The organism is Anaerocolumna sp. AGMB13025 (genome assembly GCF_029689925.1).
Classification (GTDB): domain Bacteria; phylum Bacillota; class Clostridia; order Lachnospirales; family Lachnospiraceae; genus Anaerocolumna.
Genome location: NZ_CP121445.1, coordinates 4,118,330 through 4,136,915 on the forward strand (window position 1 = coordinate 4,118,330; position 18,586 = coordinate 4,136,915).

Genomic DNA, 18,586 nt, shown 5'->3' on the forward strand with positions numbered 1-18,586 from the left:
TCTCTACTAAAACTTTGCTCTTACTCCTGGATTCCTATAATACAAACCCGGCATTTATTAGAAAAAAAGGTTTAAAACTTGTTAAATTCAAAGGACCGTCGGAATACTTCCGCCTCTTTGCTATTCATCTATTCATGTGTTTGCCGTGTAACTTATACCAAGTTAACTTGCATAATCAAAAATTATATGTTATCATACTACTATTAAAATTTAGGAGGAAAGTTACAATGGTAGACCCTGACGGGGATAGTATTATTATTCAGATAATAATACTAATTATTTTAACCTTAATTAATGCATTCTTTTCATGTGCCGAAATGGCAACTGTATCTGTCAACAAAAACAAAATCAAGCGTTTAGCGGAATCAGGTAATAAAAAAGCCGAGCTGGTTCAAAAATTAATAGAAGAGCCTACGAGATTCTTATCGACGATCCAAGTCGCTATTACGTTTGCCGGATTCTTTTCCAGTGCATCTGCTGCCACCGGACTCTCCGGTCCATTAGGACAATGGCTAAAAAGCCTTGAGATTCCATATGGTGATCAAATTTCCTTAATTCTGGTTACTGTTATATTATCGTATTTCACTCTGGTATTCGGTGAATTGGTGCCAAAACGAATAGCATTGCAGAATACGGAAGCAATTAGTATGTTCGCAGTAAAGCCTATTTTAGCTGTATCAAAGGTGGCTTCACCATTTATTCGGCTGTTAACAGCCTCCACTAACCTGATTATGAAGCTCTTTGGTTCAAAAGGTGGTGTTACTGAGGATATTTTATCAAGAGAAGAAATTAAATCCCTGGTGGAAGAAGGACAAGTCCACGGTGTCCTCAATGAAAATGAAAAAGAGATGATTAATTCGATTATTGAATTTGATGATAAACTTGCCAAGGAGATCATGACTCCTAAGATTAACATATTTGCAATTAATATTTTAGATCTCAAAGAAGATTATATCGATACTCTATTAGAAACGAAGTACTCCAGGATACCGGTTTATGAAGACGATATAGACAATGTCATCGGTATTTTATATTCTAAGGATTTTATGAGGGAAGCAATTAAAACAGGTTACAAAAATGTTGATATCCGTTCCATTATGACAAAACCTTATCTGGTACCAGACAGCAAAAATATCTATGAATTATTTAAAGAGCTCCAGAAATCCAAAAATCATATTGCCGTTTTAATCGATGAATACGGTGGTTTTTCCGGTATTGTAACTATGGAGGACCTGGTGGAAGAAGTTATGGGTGATATTGAGGATGAATATGATACCTCAGTACCCAAAATCGAGAAGCTTGATAATGATACCTATCTTATTGACGGCTTGCTTACCATTGATGAGCTGAATGATATGCTGGATTTAAATATATCTTCAGAAAATTATGAAACCATATCCGGATTACTGATTGATACTATGGGCGAAATACCAAATGAAGATGATGACCGTACGATTGAGATTGATAATCTGGTATTTAAGATTGAAAGTGTGAGCAAGAAACGAATTGATAAAATTAAATTATATATAGGCAACCCAGAATAGAAGTGTGCCTCTGGGCACATAAAGAATAGGGCAGCTGCAAACTTTGGAGAATAAATGACTTTGGAATGTCCAAGTTTCCTCCTGTAATTTTGCAACTGCTCTTTTTTTATCAAATCTTAAATTCTTTATGAAACCTTATATTCTTTACGAAACCTTCTATTCGCAGTATCCGCTCTTTTTAGTTAAATTAATAGTTTGACTGATATAAAAGTAATACAGAACATACAGCTATAAGATATCTTAGTTTCTGGAGTATAACTTTCCATAAACATGCTTTATTTAACTGAAAATAAATTTATAAATATTACTTGATACACTACAATAATTTAGAGGAGATGGCTTCTGTAGTTCTGGCTTTGTTTACACTGGATTGGTTATAATGCTTCACAAAATACTGCATATACAGAACTTCCAACAGATACAACTGTACCATGGAGGTTGAGGAGGCCCCTCCGTCTAAAGGTCCTTCATTAGAGCCGCATAAAAGCACCACATCAGCCTGATTTGTAAGTGCTGATTTAGGAAATCTTGTTATACAGATAGATTTGCAGGCATTCTGCTTTGCCAGTTTGTGAACTTCAATCATATCCTTAGTAGAGCCGGAATAAGAAAAGATAACTGCCAGATCCCTGCTGTCAAGAAGTGATGCTGCCATGCACTGCATATGGCAGTCTGCCACGAATTCAACATTAGGCAGTATTCTCATAAACTTCTGTTTAGCTTCCAGTGCTATTACACCCGAGGAACCAATGCCAAAAAAGTGAATTCTTTTTGCAGCCGATATCAGATCTACTGCCTTAACTACAGCATCAAAGTCAAGTAAATGAAAGGTTTCATTTAGGGCTGCTAAGTTAGTCGATAAGGTTTTCTGACAAACGGTCTTAATATCATCCTCCGGTTCTATCGTACCTGCTATTGCATTACCGCTCCCCTTTTTATTGGCAATATCCTGGGCTAACAGCATTTTGAATTCCTGGTAGCCATTAAGTTTTAAAGCTTTACAGAACCGGAACACAGTCGTATCCCCTACGCCACACATTTCAGCCAGATCTGTAATGGAAGTATAGAGAATTTTCTGCGGACTTTCAAAAACAAAATCCGCCACTATTTTTTCCGATTTGGTAAATTTGGCATAGCCGCTTTCTATTCTGGTATAGATTCCTTCCATATCAATACTCCTTTTACAATTTTCTGTTTATTCTCTGTTGATTGCATCAACAAACCGTCTTGTGATTTCCATGGGTCTTGTAATCGCAGTACCGACAACAGCAGCATAGGCTCCTGCCTCCATAGCTTCTGCTAATTGCTCTGGTGTCCATATTCCGCCTTCTGCTATCATTGGAATCTTCAAAGCAGAAGCAAGTTCTTTCATTAATCGTATATTGGGAAGTGTTATCCCTTTTGTTTCTCTGGTATAACCGCATAAGGTCGTTCCTGCAAGATCAAATCCAAGTTCCTGCGCAAAGACGGCATCTTCAAAATCAGCACAATCCGCCATGAATAACATATCCGGATATTTACTCCGTATCTTATAGAAAAACGTATCAAGCTTCACCCCAAAGGGCCTTATCCGCCTTGTAGCATCCATTGCTATAATATCTGCACCGCTTTCCATCAGGGAATCGACTGCTTCTTCCACAGGAGTTATGTATACTTCGCTATCCGGATAGGTCTGTTTAAAGAGACCTATAACAGGCACCTTGACCTCTTTCTTTATTGCTTTAATATCTTCCGGAGTATTGGCACGTATCCCAACAGCTCCACCCAAACAGGCTGCATAGGCCATTCTTGCCATAATAGAAGCTCCATACAGCGGCTCCTCTTCTAATGCCTGACAGGATACGATGAGACCCCCGTGTATACGCTCTAAAATCTCAGATTTATTAATCATACCCACCTCCATGTATTGCTTTCAAAATAGCTTTAAATCATCCTTTAAAAGACATTTATCAAATTAATTTTACTCTTTCCGGTCTTTTTTTACAATAGATATGAATTGGTTTTTCTCAATTCGATTCATAAAATAAAAATATTTTCCTTTTCATTTACAAAAATTTTTTTCTTTTTAAAAATAATATATTATATATGACCAATAGTCAATGTAATTTCACATATCCATTCAGTAATTTTTACTCAAATAAGAAAAATATTTTTATTCTAACTTGATTTTTTAATGATAAGATATATACTATATTTAGAGTTCCTTCTTATTTAAAATCGAAAGGTACAGGTAAAAGGTTGAAATTAAATATATAAATGAAAGGTAGCCACAATGTGATTCTTTCACATTTTATTATGTGGCAATATCGCAAACCTGCGATATACAATAGGTAAAAACATGAATTTACTAAAAGCGAGTGATTATAAAGATTTAAGCAGAAAAGCCGCTAATGTTATTTCAGCCCAGGTAATTTTAAAACCGGACTGTGTATTAGGTCTTGCTACTGGTTCTACCCCTATTGGAACCTATAAGCAATTAGTTGAATGGTATGAAAAAGGTGATATTGATTTTTCAGAAGTAAAAACAGTGAATTTGGATGAATATTGCGGGTTATCTCCGGATAATGATCAAAGCTATCGTTATTTTATGAATCAGAATTTGTTCAGCCAGGTTAATATAAAACTGGAAAATACTAATGTTCCCAATGGTCTGGCTGCAGATTACGAAGAAGAATGCAGCCGTTATGATAAACTGATAGCAGAGCTTGGTGGTATTGACCTCCAGCTGCTTGGTATCGGGCGCAATGGTCATATTGGTTTTAATGAACCGGATGTCTCTTTTGAGAAAACTACCCATATTGTAAACCTGGATGAATCCACCATTGAAGCAAATGCCAGATTTTTTCAGACCATTGATGAAGTGCCCAAGAAAGCTTTAACCATGGGAATAAAATCAATCATGCAGGCTAAAAAGGTATTATTAATAGCCAATGGACCTGATAAAAAAGAGATTATTGAAAAAGCATTACATGGACCTGTAACACCAGATGTACCTGCATCCATATTGCAGTTCCATCCTGATTTAACTGTTGTGTACTGTTTTGATTAGGAGGCAGTTATGTTATATAAAAATGCAGAAGTCTTTCTTAACGGAACCTTTAAGAAAGCAGATTTTACAGTAGAAAACGGACGTTTTGGTGCAATTTATGCTCCGGAATCCGTTACTTTGAACTACCCTGAATCCATGGATTGTTCTGGAAAACGAATCATACCAGGATTTATAGAACTTCACTCCCATGGCTGTATCGGTTATGATTTTACTACGGCGGAGACAAACGATATTGAAAAAATGTGCAGGTTTTACGCCAGGAACGGTATTACTTCAATATTAGCTACCACCATGACCATTGATTATGAAATTTATAAAAGTGCAATGGTTCGAATCAATACTATTATGGATAATCAAATAAAGGGAACCCGAATCATCGGCATCAATATGGAAGGTCCTTTTTTGGGAGCAGATAAAAAAGGAGCTCATGACGTAAGGTATTTAATGCCCCTTGATGAAAAAAAATACTCGGAGTTAAATGATTTATCCGGTAATAATGTCCGCATTATCGATCTTGACCCAAATCTTTCCGGTTCCTTGGAATTTATTAAAAAACACAGCAAAGACAAGGTTATTTCTCTGGCACATACCAGCTGCACTTATGAACTGGCCTCACAAGCCATCGCAGCCGGTGCCACCCATGTAACTCACCTTTTTAACGCTATGAACGGCTTACATCACAGAGAACCGGGTCTGGTTGGAGCAGTATCTGATTTTGATATCCATGCCGAGATCATCTGTGACGGTATTCACATCCATCCTTCTGTTATCAGGCTGATGTATAAGGTCGATTCCGATAAGTTAATCCTAATATCTGATTCTATGAGTGCTGCCGGGTTAGAGGATGGAATCTATGAGCTGGGCGGACAGAAGGTTTACGTTAACAACGGTAAAGCCACTCTGGAGGATGGAACCATTGCAGGTTCCACAACAACTGTATACAAAGCTTTTAAAAATGTAATAAAATATGGAATTCCTGTTGAAGAAGCAGTTTTAAGTGCTACATTAATACCGGCAAAAGCCATTAATGCCGACAAAGAGATTGGTTCCATAGAAGCTGGCAAAAAAGCAGATTTTGTCATTATGGACCAGGATTATAACATAGAGAAGGTATTCAGGGACGGATTATACTTAGACTAAATAATAGTAATTTATTCAAACTTCGCAGTTATTTTTGCCTTGGTATACTTGATAAAATCAGCAATGAAGGTGACTAAGAAAGCATTGATTATGCTATGTTTCATAAGCTTAGGATTCTGAACCTGGAATTCACTAATGAAACATAGCATAATCATGCTTTCAATTTAGTTTTAGGGCTGATTTTATCAAGTGTTTTTAAGTTTATTAACTGCGAAGTTTGAGTAATTTAGACAAAATGATAGTTCTTTATTCCAATGTCTCCTTTCTTACTCAAAATCAGTATTATATGGCTGTTCAGGAAGTATGTAATTCTCTTTTGATGAATAAATCCTGCTATATCGCGCATGCTAAACAATGATAAAATGAAAGGAGGAATAAAGATGGATAGTAACCCAAGTATTCAATGTATTGTTTCAGAATGCAGATATCATGCAGGGGAGAAAGATTATTGTACCCTGGATAAAATTTCAGTGGGCAGAGTAGAATCAGTCTCTTCCAAATCCGAAGACACCGACTGTGAATCCTTTATCGCAAGAGATAATAAGGCGTTTTAATTATCTGGTCAGTATGAAATAAGATAAGTGCCTTTAAGGCTTAGATTCTATAAATAACCGGATTGACCTTACATAGTTTATATAAGGTCAATCCGGTTATTTTGTCTGATGATGTTTTTTGTGTTTTTTGTCTAATGCTGTTTTGTCTGAAATTTCTTTGTCTGAAGCATTTTTGTCTGATGTATTTTTTTCTGATATATTTTGTTTAATGTTATTTGGTCTGTAGTTAATTCATCAATTTCAATATATCAATTCACCGATATCACTTATTTCTTGTTATAATCAATTATAATCATGTTCACTATAATGATGTGCCTGCTCTAACATCATATCTTTTACTTTCATTAAACGGATCTGGGTGCTGCGTTCATTCTCATCCAGTTTCATTTTGATATATTTGATATTTTCCTGCATTTCAGGTATCATAACATGTTCCAGGGCATTTACGCGCCTTCTGGTTTTTTCAATTTCCGAGGCCATAAGCTGGCAGGCTTTCTCGCATTCTGCCAGGCGCAGCATATCCGGGAGGATATCCTGAAGAGATTTCACTGCATCGTCTAGATCACTGGAAGTAAAGGCAAAACCGTAGGGATAGATATCATGTTCATCCGGTGTTTTTGTTTTATACTCAAATACCGGAATATCTACACTCATAACATTCTTGGTATGGGTATCTAAGTATACCTCCTGCCTGGGAGCCATCAATGCAACATTTAACACCTCATCCTCCATACCGGCACGGGCCAAAACAAAATTATTATTGGCGGCTGCAATTCCTTTTTCCACTTTTTCGCGTAATGTTTTGTTCTCACGTACCAGATCAAGAAACTGGCGCATCAGCTCGTCCCGCTTATCTTTTAAGAGCTTATGGCCTCTTACTGCTGTCGTCAGCTTTTTCTTAAGCCTGGTAAGCTCCATACGGGTCGGATTAATATGTGCCTTAGCCATGAAAGCACCTCCTTCTAGCTCTGCTTGCCATAATACTGATCCAGAAATTCATCCTTAATTCTCTTAAGTTCGGTTCTTGGCAGAATAGATAGCAGTTTCCACCCAAGGTCTAAGGTTTCTTCAATATCCCTGCCAGTCTCATAACCCTGGGATACATACTCCTGTTCAAAGGAATCGGCGAATTTCGCATATAATTTATCAATATCCGTAAGTGCCGCTTCACCAAGTACTACCATTAATTCTTTTGCTTCCTTACCTCTTGCGTAAGCTGCAAATAACTGGTTCATGGTATTTGCATGGTCTGCTCTTGTTTTACCCGCACCGATACCTTTATCCTTAAGACGGGATAAAGAAGGCAGTACATCAATTGGGGGAGCCACATTCTGACGGTATAGTTCACGGCTTAAGATTATCTGACCTTCCGTAATGTATCCCGTAAGGTCGGGGATTGGATGGGTTTTATCATCCTCCGGCATCGTTAATATAGGAATCATAGTGATACTTCCTGCCTTGTCTTTCTGCCTGCCGGCGCGTTCATAGAGGGAAGCTAAATCCGTATACATATAACCTGGATACCCCCGGCGTCCCGGTACTTCTTTACGGGCGGCAGATATTTCACGAAGGGAATCTGCATAATTGGTAATATCCGTTAAGATAACCAGTACATGCATATCTTTTTCAAAAGCCAGGTACTCCGCTGCTGTTAAAGCCATACGGGGTGTTGCGATACGTTCTACTGCCGGGTCATTAGCAAGATTAATAAACATTACGGTACGGTCAATAGCTCCGGTCTGCTTAAAACTTTCTGTAAAAAAGTTAGCTTCTTCAAAGGTTATACCCATAGCTGCAAATACAACGGCAAAAGGTTCACTTGTACCCCTTACCTTTGCCTGCTTTGCAATCTGAGCCGCCAACTGAGCATGGGGCAGACCACTTGCCGAAAAAATCGGGAGTTTCTGTCCACGGACTAAGGTATTCAATCCGTCGATTGCCGATACACCGGTCTGTATAAATTCCTGGGGATAATTCCTGGCAGCCGGATTCATGGGCAAACCATTGATATCCATACGTTTTTCCGGCAGGATTTCAGGTCCCTTATCAATCGGACGTCCTAAACCGTCAAATACACGGCTTAACATATCATCGGATACACCAAGTTCCATACTTCTGCCTAAAAACCTTACTTTACTATTGGATAAGTTAATACCAGACGCACTTTCAAATAACTGAACCAGTGCGTTTCCCTTGTCAATTTCCAGTACCTTGCAGCGACGTTTTTCACCGCTTGCCAGTTCGATTTCTGCTAGTTCATTGTACTTTACATCTTCAACTCCATGAACCAGCATCAGAGGACCTGCAACCTCTCTAATGGATCTATACTCTTTTGGCATCAGGATTCCTCCTTTTGTGTTAATACATTAATTTCACGGTATAATGAAGTTAAAATCTCCTCATATTCCTTCTCTATCTTATCACTGGCGATATATTTAAATCGTCCGATCTTCTCGCGTACGGGAAGCTTCACTAGTCCGTCAACCTCAGCCCCCTTATTTAAGGCCTCCAGTGCAACATCAAAGTACTTTAATACCAGTTCCATCATTCTGAACTGTTTATCCAATGAAGTATACGTATCCACCTCATGGAACGCATCCTGATGTAAAAAGTCTTCACGGATGGAGCGGGCTGCTTCTAATTTTAAGCGGTCCGGTGCGGAAAGTGCATCCATACCAACTAACTTTACGATTTCCTCTAACTCCGATTCATCGTGGAGCAGACGCATAATACGAGCCCTGTCAGCCATCCAGCTCTCATCCACTTCATGATTAAACCATTTTCCCATACTATCAACATACAAGGAATAACTGGTCAACCAGTTTATAGCCGGAAAATGACGTCTGTAGGCAAGATTTGAATCCAGTCCCCAGAATACTTTTACAATACGCAGAGTTGCCTGGGATACAGGTTCTGATATATCACCGCCGGGAGGTGATACCGCTCCGATTACGGATAAAGCTCCTTCCCTGCCTTCTTTTCCTAAGGATATAACTCTGCCTGCCCTTTCATAAAACTGGGCAAGACGGCTGCCAAGATAAGCCGGATAACCTTCTTCACCTGGCATTTCTTCCAGACGGCCGGACATCTCCCTGAGGGCTTCTGCCCATCTGGAGGTTGAGTCAGCCATAAGTGCCACAGAAAATCCCATATCACGGAAATATTCCGCTATGGTAATACCAACATAGATAGAAGCTTCTCTCGCTGCAACGGGCATATCCGAAGTATTAGCAATTAAAACGGTCCGTTCCATTAAAGAATGTCCTGTTTTAGGATCTTTTAATTCCGGAAATTCATTTAAAACATCCGTCATCTCGTTACCGCGTTCGCCGCAGCCGATATATACTACGATGTCGGCTTCCGCCCATTTCGCAAGCTGATGCTGTACCACAGTTTTACCGCTTCCAAAAGGTCCCGGAACCGATGCAACGCCACCTTTTGCTATGGGGAATAACGTATCAATAACACGCTGGCCTGTTACTAAGGGCATGGAAGGCGGAAGTTTTTCCTTATAGGGTCTTCCCGTACGTACCGGCCACTTTTGCAGCATGGTTACTTTTTTAACTTCACCATCATCTGTTTCCACCAGTGCCACCGTATCTTCAATGGTAAAATCCCCCTCCAAAATTGAGGTTATAGTACCATTTACACCTTTGGGTACCATGATTTTATGCAGTACTATCTCCGTTTCATTGACAGTACCGATAATATCTCCGGTCTCTACCGTATCTCCTATTTTAGCAGTGGGAACAAAATGCCACGTTTTCGTTCTTTCCAAAGATGGTATTTCAACCCCGCGGGTTAAATTATTTCCGGTAGCATTCATAATGCTTACTAAGGGCCGCTGGATTCCATCAAATATACTACCGATCAGTCCCGGTCCAAGTTCTACGCTTAAGGGTGCCCCAGTTGACTCCACCGGTTCCCCCGGTCCTAAGCCTGAGGTTTCCTCATAAACCTGTATGGAAGCCTGGTCACCGTGAATTTCAATGATTTCGCCAATTAATCTCTGCTCACTAACACGGACCACATCAGACATATTGGCATCACGCATGCCCTCAGCAATTACTAAAGGACCGGCAACTTTTTTAATCGTGCCTTTACTCATTTGCTTTTCTCCTGCTTTTCTATATAATTAAATTCTGTTTTATTAAGTTTTGTTGCCTGATTAATTATTATTAAATATAATATCGGAACCGACTGCTTGTTCCACTGATTTTTTAACGCTTAACATACCCTTGCCGGTATTGCCTGAAACTCCGGGTATTGGTATAATAGCCGGCAGTTTTGCTGTCCTGTAGCGGTCAATTTCTACTTCCAGCTTTGCCTGTAGGGCTTCTGTTATATAAATAACCGCATACTGTCCATCTGCCAGGCTCTTTAGCAATTTAGCAGCATCCTGATCATCCTTTACCGGATACGTATCAAGTCCAAGAGCTGCAAAGCCATATATGCTGTCACGGTCACCTAATACTGCTATTTTATACATACATTTCCCGCAGCCTTTCCCGTATGGATTCTTCCGGAAGATTGTTACGTTTACCCGAAAGTAAAATACGAACTGATTTGATCTCATTCTCCCTTGCCAAAACATATGCAGCGATTGGAGATAAGGTAAATGAATTATATTTCTGTGGTCTGATATGGGTTATAATCAGATTATCACACCATCTCTCAAAAGCAGAAGGTGATTCCTTAATTGCCTGTACTGCATCCGCATATACGGTATTTTCCAAATAACTGTAGATGGCTTCTTCCCCTTCCAGCGCTGCTTCGATTAACTTCTTACTGTCAAGGCTTTTACAGTCTGCCACCGCCCGCTCTAAAAATTCCCGTCTTTTACCGGTCTTGTGACCTCTGATTGCGATATTGATATCGGAGGCAGCTACTTTTAATTCCGCATAATCCGAAAGCAAATCATTACCGGAGGCTTTCCCTTGTCCATAAATTGCTTCCAGGGCCGCTTTATCTATAATGATATCACACAACTGACTGTCTCCTGTATGAAACTGCACTTCATAAGCTTCATCTGCACTTTCTCTCATAAATTCCGGCAATAAGGAAAAATCATGCTCCTTCACTGCTTTTATGATTTGTTGTGGCTCTACAGTGCCTCTATTCATATAGATTCCAGGTACTTCCTGGTTTACGTAGGCTTGTTTTATAGCCGCCTTTAAATTATGAAAATCATTCCCGTATAAAAAGGTATCAAAAACTTTAGTATCCCCTACCAGTTCTAATACTGTGTCCCAGATTTTGTCCCGCTCGGATACCAAGAGCTGTTCCGCCGTTTCATCACCGCTGTCACCCCAACCCTTATCGGTTAGTAAACGCAGGCAGTCCTTGTAACTTTTACTTGCTAAGAGCTGATCTAAAAAGGATTTATCAAGCAAGGAAAGTTCCATGGTTCGAATCCTGGCAACAGCATAGATATATTGATTATCAGCCATGTTATCACTCATCCTTTCTCAAAACGGCTAGTCAAACAGAAAGTCGCTTACTTTATCCTGCAGATTTTCTTTTGCTGCTGCAAATAAAGCATCAAAGGAACAGTTTATTTCCACATCGCCGTACGACAAAATAAATCCACCGCAAATGTTAACCGTTTCCTTGCCTGCTGTTAAAACTGCGCCTTCTTTTTGTGAAAGAACAGTTTTTAAAGTCTCGTTAAACTGTATCGGCAAACGTTGTGAATCCGCTTCTGAAAACAAAATCTGTCCGTTTTGCGCCAAGGCATGTTTCCCAACCATTCTTATGATGATATCAAAATACTTGGTATCCTCAAGCTGTAACAGAGATTCTTTTGCCCGGTTAATAATATTACCGATAATTTCCTGCTTTGCATTCAGGATTAATTTTTTCTCCTGTAAATTCGCAGCGGATTCTGCACGGCTTAAGCATGACTGAACCTCTAGTTTGGATCGCTCTAAGATTTCAGCACGCTTTTTTTCACCTTCTGCTCGGGCATCTGCCAATATTACAGCGGCCTTATTATTCGCTTCGGTTATTATTTTATCTGCAGCAGTATCAGCATCCTCTTCGATATGCTTTAGTATCTTTTCTAATCCAGTCATCGTTTAACTCTCCTAACTGTTATAAGTTTAATGCGGATACTCCATTTACTGCCAGCATGGAAATGAGTAATGCAAAAATTGCATAGGTTTCTACCATGGCCGGGAAAATCATTGATTTACCGAACTGCTCCGGTTTTTTCGCTACAATACCGATACTGGCTACGGCTGCTTTGGCCTGGCTGATTGCCGAAAAATAACCTACTAAGGCCATAGGTAAGCAAGCTGCCAGATATAAAAGACCTTTTGTTAAGGAAATATCGCTGCTGCCGCCTAAAACGCCAATTTGGGATAAGGTAATGAATGCAATCAATAATCCATAGATACCCTGTGTACCAGGCAGAAGCTGTAGTATTAATACTTTACCGAATTTTGACGGGTCTTCTGTTACCACTCCTGCTGCCGCTTGTCCTCCCATACCAACTGCAACGGCAGATCCTGCGCCTGCCATAAGTGCAGCCAAAGCTGCTCCTAATAAAGCAAATACGATTCCTAATTTATCCATTGTTTTTCTCCTTGAATTTATAATATTTTGTTTTAACACTGAAGGGTTTGAACATACGCCCTCCGCCTTCATAAAACTTACCAAAAAATTCAACATACTGCAGACGATTTGTATGCACATATGCCCCTAAAGCGTTGATTCCTAAATTTAAGGTATGTCCAACAGCTATTATAAGAATGAAGGGAATAATTCCGATTGCTCCACCTGCTGCCATACCGGCCATTTTATTAATAACATTGCAGATAACGCCGGTAGCCAAACCAAGGGCCAATAAACGCGAATAGGATAATACATCGCTTAAATAACCGGATATTCCATATAAAGCATAAGCCCCTTTTAAAAATCTCTTAAAAGGATTCTTTGATTCGCGGCCATTGGTTAATATGATACCAATGGATGCAATAACAGCAATAATTGAGCAGATCGTTACTACAATTCCTGGTACATTTAACTGTAATCCGAAGATATCACCAATCATCTTAGTTGATAATAAAATTATAATCGCGCTAATTAAAAGTAAAAGCCAGAATACAACATCGTATAACATAGATTTATAATCTTTTTTCTTAATACATATATAAAGCTTTATCCCAAGACCTGCAAAAATATGGATGATTCCAAGAAGCATTGAGAATACCAGCATACGCATAGGTTCATTTACCGGGATAAACCAAACCGGCGGTATCGTTACTTTATATCCGAAAAAAGTCCCGGTTATTACATCCAATAAATCTCCGAAATAACTGCCGAACATAACTCCCCAGAATATCGTGGAAATTCCGCAGAATAAATACATTCTTAAGGTTTTTCTCATGGAGTTCTCCAGCGTATTTTTAAATTTAAGCAAGCCTATTGTACACCCAATTGCCATAATAGCGCCATAGCCGGCATCAGAAAGCATCAGTCCAAACAACATATAATAAAACAAAGACATGATAAAAGTAGGATCCACATCATCTTTACCGGGAGGACTAAAGGCCTCCACTGTGCCTTCGAGAGGACTAGAAAAACCGTTATTGTGTAAAAGAACCGGAACCTCCTCCTCTTTAGCCGGATCGGATATATCGATTGCGACTTCAAACTTCTGATTCAGGATATCCTCAAGTTCTTTGGCTTCCTCTTTCGGTATAAATCCTGTTAGAACGAATACTTTTCTTGATTGGAGTAAATGACTGATAACCTCATATTTTTCCGACCTCATAGAGTCATAATCCTGTAAAAGGCGTAACTCACTTTTCGTATTTTGATAGGACCTGATTTCTTCTTCCGACTGAGTAATCCTCAATTCAGCTTCTGTAATCATATCCTCCAAAACCTTTAAATATTCCTTCGCCCCTTGATCAATCTGGGAACCCGGATAGGAAAATCCAATCGAGCGTAAGATTTCCGATACAGCGTCTGTATTTTCTTTTAGACACAGAAGAAAGATACAGGTCTGATCCTTTAAGGCACTGATAATCTCAACATTTATCGGAGCCTGCAAAGCCAATTTTTCATAAATCATCTCCAGTGTCCACATACCAGGCAAAGTACCGATAAAACTGCCAGTATATTTCGTTCCAGTAAAATTGAGCGGAACGTCAAACCCTTTCCAGGGAAACAGTACTTCCGCCTGAGCTTTAAGCCTTAAAATTTCCGCTTTATTCTCAGCTATGTTCTTTTCTAATGAAAGGATTTTATTAGCCGTATGCACAACCCTATTATAGCTATCAGCAAAATTATCATAGGTTTCAGTAGTTATAACTGTTCTTCCATTTAATGCAGCTAAAACGGATGTCTTCTCAGGTGTATATTGTTCCAGAATCAAAAGAGCCTCTTTTGCAGCATTAACATTTTTATCCAATATGGTTTCTGACACAGATACATCAGATTTATGGAAAATACTATCTTCAGGAATTACATCATTAATCTCTATAACTCCCATACGTTGTATTAGTTCTAATATTTGTTTACGCTTATTTTTCAGGGCACATATACATATACGCTGCATTTGCAGCACTGCCATATTACAAACACCTCCTAGTTGTCCTTGTGAACAAGAATAGCCCCATCTAATGAAAGGTGAGGTTAAAGTACTTCAGAAAGAACCAGTTCGATTGCAGTCTGTTCCTTGCTCTTAACGATTTCTTTTAGTAAAAGAATTTCTTTTTCTGCCTTTTGTACCGCAGTTACCATAAGTTCCGCTCCCTGAAGTTCTGCCTGTTTTAAATCATTCTCAGCCTTACTTAATACTTCCTTAGTAATTGAAGAAATTAACACTTTGGCATCTTCATTCGCTTTTTGTACAATTGCTTCTGCTTGCTGGAATGTTTCTTTCTCTTTTCCGTAAGCATCCTGTTCAGCTTTACGAACAGCCTGTACTATTTCGATAGCCACTTTTTCACCTCCGTATAATATTTGATGATATAATGAAGCATCACCATAATTTTATATATCATACAAATACGTTAGTTTATAGTATCCCCGCATTTGTGATATTTACTGCCTGTCCGAGATATATTGGTGCTTTTGGCTTTTTAATTCTTTGACTTTTTAGTTCTTTGACTTTTTAATTCTTTGACTTTTTTACTGTTTCTGCTTTTTTATTATATATTATTTCTTAAGTCTTTTCTTAAGATAAAGAAAACCAACTATTAATACAATCAGTCCTAAAACCACTACGGTAACTTTCGTATATAAATCTGTACCGGCAACAATCTTTTCCCAGGAAGAACTTGCAGCTACTCCCAAATAAACCAATATAGTATTCCAGATGAAAGAGCCTAAGGCTGTGAGCAGAAAGAAAAAGCCGAATTTCATCTTAGCCATTCCGGCAGGTATGGATATTAAACTTCTAACAATAGGTATACACCTGCAAATAAAAACCGTACTTCTGCCTTTACTGTTAAACCAATCATAGGCTTTATACACATCTTCTTTTTTAAAATGTAGAATCTGCCCGATTTTACCATCTAATATTTTACCCATTCTTTCCGCAGAAAGAATATTCCCTGCTCCGTATAAAATACAGGCTCCGATCAAGGAACCAATGGTAGAACTGATAATAACTCCTAATGTTGTGAGTTCTGTATATGTTGTCATAAATCCGCCAAAGGTCAGAATCACTTCTGATGGTATCGGCGGAAAAATATTTTCCAAGGCAATTAAAAATGTAATTCCTAAATATCCAAACTGATTCATAAAATTAACTATCCATTCCTGCATGTCGATCTCCTTAAAGCTAAAACTTTTTATTTTTATTAACCTTGTATATCAATTATATTGTAAAGTACCATATTTTACAACCTTGTTTTTATCCAAATTATGTTTAACTTTTAACACTTTAATAGCTTACTAAAAATAAGTATATTTCTATTATAGAATTCGTCCCCGTAACAGATACTATTCATGCTGCCAGATTCTTATTTGGTTATCTTTCACATTTTTAGATTTATACTGATAAATAACAGAAAGGAATAAATGGTATTAAGAATAAAGTACACTATAATGTATCCGGTTTATTTAATGAACATGTAAAAACCCAGTTAAAAAATGTCCTCAGTGACATAGATGGTGTCCGTATGATTAATGTAGATCTGCTAAAAAGCTCAATTGAAGTTGGTTATAATGATACGGTTGACGCCAGAGATATCATTGAAGGTATTGAACGTGTGGGCTGTAAAATAGATTAGCCCGATGAATATTTTATCCGTATTCAGCCATAATAATGATTGGATACGGAAATAAACTATAATTTGTATCGTCATTTATTGAAACTGGTTTTTAGTAAAGACGTTAAAAAATCTAATGTTTTGTTTTCCATATCCTTATAATATAAAATCAAATTACAGTTTAAGTCTCGAAGCTGTAAATGAAATTGTGATTTAACAATTTCCTTAAAAAAGAGACATTCAAAAAGCAGGGTTTTTCCCTGCTTTTTGTCATTTATTTAACTAACTTTTCATTTTTACTAACTTTTCATTTTACTAATTTTTTATTTAACTAGCTTTTATCAATTAACATTTACAACTAATGCTTAACATACTTCTTAATTACTCGGTAACTTTTATTTAAATTTTGCAAGATAATTTAAATGGTTAACTCCAAGTAAATTAGTAACGACAGAAATTACCACCTGCTATCCGTATATAAAAAAAATAATTAGATATAATAATGAATGGATACAAAAAACAAATTCATATTATGAATCTGATTCACAAGATGAATGCGTTAAGTATCCTTTCAGATAAAAATAAAATTTACAGTTTAGTCTCAGAGCTGTAAACACACAAAAAAATTGATTTGCCAAAACTATAGGAGATGGTTATCTTGGACTGGTATAATTCAGACACAACAAATTCTATTTCGTATGACGTTGGTAAAAAAGATTTTTAATGGATGAAAACTGAATACTGAGTGAGACACAAAAGAAAAGCAGGGGTTTTAACGAATCCCTGCTTTTACTTTTTTCATGATAAAACGACTTCTTGGTAAGGTTGGTATTCTGCATAGCCTGTAGGTAAGATTTTGCCTTGGTACAGTATAATTTATTTTAGCAGCCAGGTATTTAAGGCTCTCTTTCATTATTTCTATGGTTACCATTTCTCCAGGGCAACGGTGTCCCTCGTAATAATCGCCGCCTCCCTGGGGGATGAAGCCATAAGGATTACTATTCCAGTTATGAAACCGTTCCGGATGAAAGCTATAAGGTTTTTTCCATATGCGGGAATCGTGGTCAATTCCATAGACATCTAATAATACTAAGGTATTCTTCTTAAACAGACAGCAGTTCCATACAAAATCATTACGAACTCTTGCTCCTACAAAAGGGGTGAAGGGATAATATCTTCGTATTTCCTGTACAAAGTTAAGTGCGTAATTATTTTCATCCCTGGCAAGCTTAATCCGGCTCTCTGGATGTTCATACATAGCAACAGCCCCAAAGGTAATGTACGTGGCAATAGCAACGATAGGTCTGATTATATTTATCAATTCCACTGCGGCTACCTGGGTACTTAAGAGTTTTCCCTTTAAATTCCGGTGCCAGGCAATGGCATAAGCAGCTGTATTTTTAGTCTCCGGGATTTTTTCATGCCGGATTTTAGTGATGATATCCCTAATCCATTTTTCTGTACGCATTCTGGCATGGCAGCCCTCATAGTACCTAAGTCCAATGCCTCCGAAGCCATCTACTAGCTTTCCCAGGTCCGCGGCTCTCCTTCCGGTCTCAGATTTACTCAAGGGGACGCCTGCCCATTCACAGGCAATTTTGCACATTATTTTCTGGACTTCATCAAATAACACAATTTGATTGGGATTAAAAAAAGCCATCCTCTTAATCGCATTCTTGCCTTCCCATTCTTTCGCAGAAATTTCCCAATATTTATTCGTAATAACCTCAAGACGTTTTATATTATAGGGAGTCATAATGGACATGAACATAGCCTTTCTATGTTTATGCCCATTCCCATCTAATGCCTGAACCCCATTTTTTCCAAAAAGAGTTTTTTGAATCCTTTTTGGAGCGGCCCCTTTTCTTGTAAATTTCTGGTTGTCATAAAATAGTTTTGAGGCTTCTTCTCCGGTGATACAGATAACTTTTTCACCTAATAAACGCGTTATAAAAATATCTGATTGATATTTCCTGCACCGATTCTGTATAAATTCATATCCTTCCATCCATAAAGCCAAACTGCTGTCCAGAGTTTTTTCCCATGGCACTCTACCGATTACATTCATGTTCT

At 38.1% G+C, this 18,586-nt stretch carries 18 protein-coding genes; 5 read left to right on the forward strand and 13 right to left on the reverse strand.

The window, feature by feature from the left end:
- Positions 1-227 precede the first annotated feature (227 nt).
- Positions 228-1,544: a hemolysin family protein gene (locus QA584_RS17020; RefSeq protein ID WP_278270284.1), complete on the forward strand. Its 1,317-nt coding sequence runs from the start codon at positions 228-230 to the stop codon at positions 1,542-1,544.
- Positions 1,545-1,860: 316 nt separating this feature from the next.
- Here QA584_RS17020 and QA584_RS17025 read toward each other — a convergent pair whose 3' ends face one another.
- Positions 1,861-2,712: a MurR/RpiR family transcriptional regulator gene (locus QA584_RS17025; RefSeq protein WP_278270285.1), complete on the reverse strand. Its 852-nt coding sequence runs from the start codon at positions 2,710-2,712 to the stop codon at positions 1,861-1,863.
- A 27-nt stretch (positions 2,713-2,739) separates the two neighbouring features.
- A complete protein-coding gene (locus QA584_RS17030) occupies positions 2,740-3,435 on the reverse strand; it encodes an N-acetylmannosamine-6-phosphate 2-epimerase (protein ID WP_278270286.1) in 696 nt (231 codons plus the stop codon).
- Positions 3,436-3,882: 447 nt separating this feature from the next.
- On the opposite strand from QA584_RS17030, the gene nagB reads away from it, so the two are divergent.
- The 3 genes from nagB (at position 3,883) to QA584_RS17045 (ending at position 6,287) form a co-directional block, all read left to right on the forward strand.
- The gene (nagB, locus tag QA584_RS17035; protein WP_278270287.1) at positions 3,883-4,593 is read left to right on the forward strand and encodes a glucosamine-6-phosphate deaminase; all 711 of its coding nucleotides are present in this window, start codon (positions 3,883-3,885) and stop codon (positions 4,591-4,593) included.
- Positions 4,594-4,602: 9 nt separating this feature from the next.
- On the forward strand, positions 4,603-5,733 hold the full coding sequence (gene nagA, locus QA584_RS17040; RefSeq protein WP_278270288.1) for an N-acetylglucosamine-6-phosphate deacetylase: 1,131 nt from the start codon (positions 4,603-4,605) through the stop codon (positions 5,731-5,733).
- A gap of 380 nt (positions 5,734-6,113) precedes the next feature.
- Positions 6,114-6,287, forward strand: a complete 174-nt coding sequence (locus tag QA584_RS17045; RefSeq protein WP_278270289.1) for a DUF1540 domain-containing protein — start codon at positions 6,114-6,116, stop codon at positions 6,285-6,287.
- Between the two features lie 282 nt (positions 6,288-6,569).
- Here the strand turns inward: QA584_RS17045 and QA584_RS17050 are convergent, their stop codons facing one another.
- The 10 genes from QA584_RS17050 to QA584_RS17095 form a co-directional block, all read right to left on the reverse strand.
- A complete protein-coding gene (locus QA584_RS17050; RefSeq protein WP_278270290.1) occupies positions 6,570-7,235 on the reverse strand; it encodes a V-type ATP synthase subunit D in 666 nt (221 codons plus the stop codon).
- A 14-nt stretch (positions 7,236-7,249) separates the two neighbouring features.
- The gene (locus tag QA584_RS17055) at positions 7,250-8,626 is read right to left on the reverse strand and encodes a V-type ATP synthase subunit B (RefSeq protein WP_278270291.1); all 1,377 of its coding nucleotides are present in this window, start codon (positions 8,624-8,626) and stop codon (positions 7,250-7,252) included.
- The gene (locus tag QA584_RS17060; RefSeq protein WP_278270292.1) at positions 8,626-10,395 is read right to left on the reverse strand and encodes a V-type ATP synthase subunit A; all 1,770 of its coding nucleotides are present in this window, start codon (positions 10,393-10,395) and stop codon (positions 8,626-8,628) included. The genes QA584_RS17055 and QA584_RS17060 overlap by 1 nt, the downstream gene beginning before the upstream one ends.
- A gap of 60 nt (positions 10,396-10,455) precedes the next feature.
- A complete protein-coding gene (locus QA584_RS17065) occupies positions 10,456-10,776 on the reverse strand; it encodes a V-type ATP synthase subunit F (protein ID WP_278270293.1) in 321 nt (106 codons plus the stop codon).
- Positions 10,769-11,737: a V-type ATPase subunit gene (locus QA584_RS17070; protein ID WP_278270295.1), complete on the reverse strand. Its 969-nt coding sequence runs from the start codon at positions 11,735-11,737 to the stop codon at positions 10,769-10,771. Before QA584_RS17070 ends, QA584_RS17065 begins: the two co-directional genes overlap by 8 nt.
- A gap of 27 nt (positions 11,738-11,764) precedes the next feature.
- A complete protein-coding gene (locus QA584_RS17075) occupies positions 11,765-12,361 on the reverse strand; it encodes a V-type ATP synthase subunit E (protein WP_278270296.1) in 597 nt (198 codons plus the stop codon).
- A 19-nt stretch (positions 12,362-12,380) separates the two neighbouring features.
- Positions 12,381-12,863, reverse strand: coding sequence for a V-type ATP synthase subunit K (locus tag QA584_RS17080; RefSeq protein ID WP_278270297.1), 483 nt, complete (start codon positions 12,861-12,863; stop codon positions 12,381-12,383).
- The gene (locus QA584_RS17085) at positions 12,856-14,868 is read right to left on the reverse strand and encodes a V-type ATP synthase subunit I (RefSeq protein WP_278270298.1); all 2,013 of its coding nucleotides are present in this window, start codon (positions 14,866-14,868) and stop codon (positions 12,856-12,858) included. The genes QA584_RS17080 and QA584_RS17085 overlap by 8 nt, the downstream gene beginning before the upstream one ends.
- Before the next feature lie 62 nt (positions 14,869-14,930).
- Positions 14,931-15,239 carry a hypothetical protein gene (locus QA584_RS17090; protein ID WP_278270299.1) on the reverse strand — a complete coding sequence of 103 codons (309 nt, stop codon included), beginning with the start codon at positions 15,237-15,239 and terminating at the stop codon, positions 14,931-14,933.
- A 216-nt stretch (positions 15,240-15,455) separates the two neighbouring features.
- Positions 15,456-16,067, reverse strand: coding sequence for a DedA family protein (locus QA584_RS17095; protein WP_278270300.1), 612 nt, complete (start codon positions 16,065-16,067; stop codon positions 15,456-15,458).
- A gap of 341 nt (positions 16,068-16,408) precedes the next feature.
- Between QA584_RS17095 and QA584_RS28735 the strand changes: the two genes are divergently transcribed.
- The gene (locus tag QA584_RS28735) at positions 16,409-16,534 is read left to right on the forward strand and encodes a hypothetical protein (protein ID WP_278275200.1); all 126 of its coding nucleotides are present in this window, start codon (positions 16,409-16,411) and stop codon (positions 16,532-16,534) included.
- A 751-nt stretch (positions 16,535-17,285) separates the two neighbouring features.
- Here the strand turns inward: QA584_RS28735 and QA584_RS17105 are convergent.
- Entirely contained in the window at positions 17,286-18,581 is a 1,296-nt protein-coding gene (locus QA584_RS17105) for a cytochrome P450 (protein WP_278270301.1), read from the reverse strand.
- Positions 18,582-18,586 lie beyond the last annotated feature (5 nt).

Coding starts and splice junctions, on each gene's coding strand:
- QA584_RS17020 (WP_278270284.1), top strand. CDS start 228: ATGGTAGACCCTGACGGGGATAGTATTATTATTCAGATAATAATACTA.
- QA584_RS17025 (WP_278270285.1), bottom strand. CDS start 2,712: ATGGAAGGAATCTATACCAGAATAGAAAGCGGCTATGCCAAATTTACC.
- QA584_RS17030 (WP_278270286.1), bottom strand. CDS start 3,435: ATGATTAATAAATCTGAGATTTTAGAGCGTATACACGGGGGTCTCATC.
- nagB (WP_278270287.1), top strand. CDS start 3,883: ATGAATTTACTAAAAGCGAGTGATTATAAAGATTTAAGCAGAAAAGCC.
- nagA (WP_278270288.1), top strand. CDS start 4,603: ATGTTATATAAAAATGCAGAAGTCTTTCTTAACGGAACCTTTAAGAAA.
- QA584_RS17045 (WP_278270289.1), top strand. CDS start 6,114: ATGGATAGTAACCCAAGTATTCAATGTATTGTTTCAGAATGCAGATAT.
- QA584_RS17050 (WP_278270290.1), bottom strand. CDS start 7,235: ATGGCTAAGGCACATATTAATCCGACCCGTATGGAGCTTACCAGGCTT.
- QA584_RS17055 (WP_278270291.1), bottom strand. CDS start 8,626: ATGCCAAAAGAGTATAGATCCATTAGAGAGGTTGCAGGTCCTCTGATG.
- QA584_RS17060 (WP_278270292.1), bottom strand. CDS start 10,395: ATGAGTAAAGGCACGATTAAAAAAGTTGCCGGTCCTTTAGTAATTGCT.
- QA584_RS17065 (WP_278270293.1), bottom strand. CDS start 10,776: ATGTATAAAATAGCAGTATTAGGTGACCGTGACAGCATATATGGCTTT.
- QA584_RS17070 (WP_278270295.1), bottom strand. CDS start 11,737: ATGGCTGATAATCAATATATCTATGCTGTTGCCAGGATTCGAACCATG.
- QA584_RS17075 (WP_278270296.1), bottom strand. CDS start 12,361: ATGACTGGATTAGAAAAGATACTAAAGCATATCGAAGAGGATGCTGAT.
- QA584_RS17080 (WP_278270297.1), bottom strand. CDS start 12,863: ATGGATAAATTAGGAATCGTATTTGCTTTATTAGGAGCAGCTTTGGCT.
- QA584_RS17085 (WP_278270298.1), bottom strand. CDS start 14,868: ATGGCAGTGCTGCAAATGCAGCGTATATGTATATGTGCCCTGAAAAAT.
- QA584_RS17095 (WP_278270300.1), bottom strand. CDS start 16,067: ATGCAGGAATGGATAGTTAATTTTATGAATCAGTTTGGATATTTAGGA.
- QA584_RS17105 (WP_278270301.1), bottom strand. CDS start 18,581: ATGAATGTAATCGGTAGAGTGCCATGGGAAAAAACTCTGGACAGCAGT.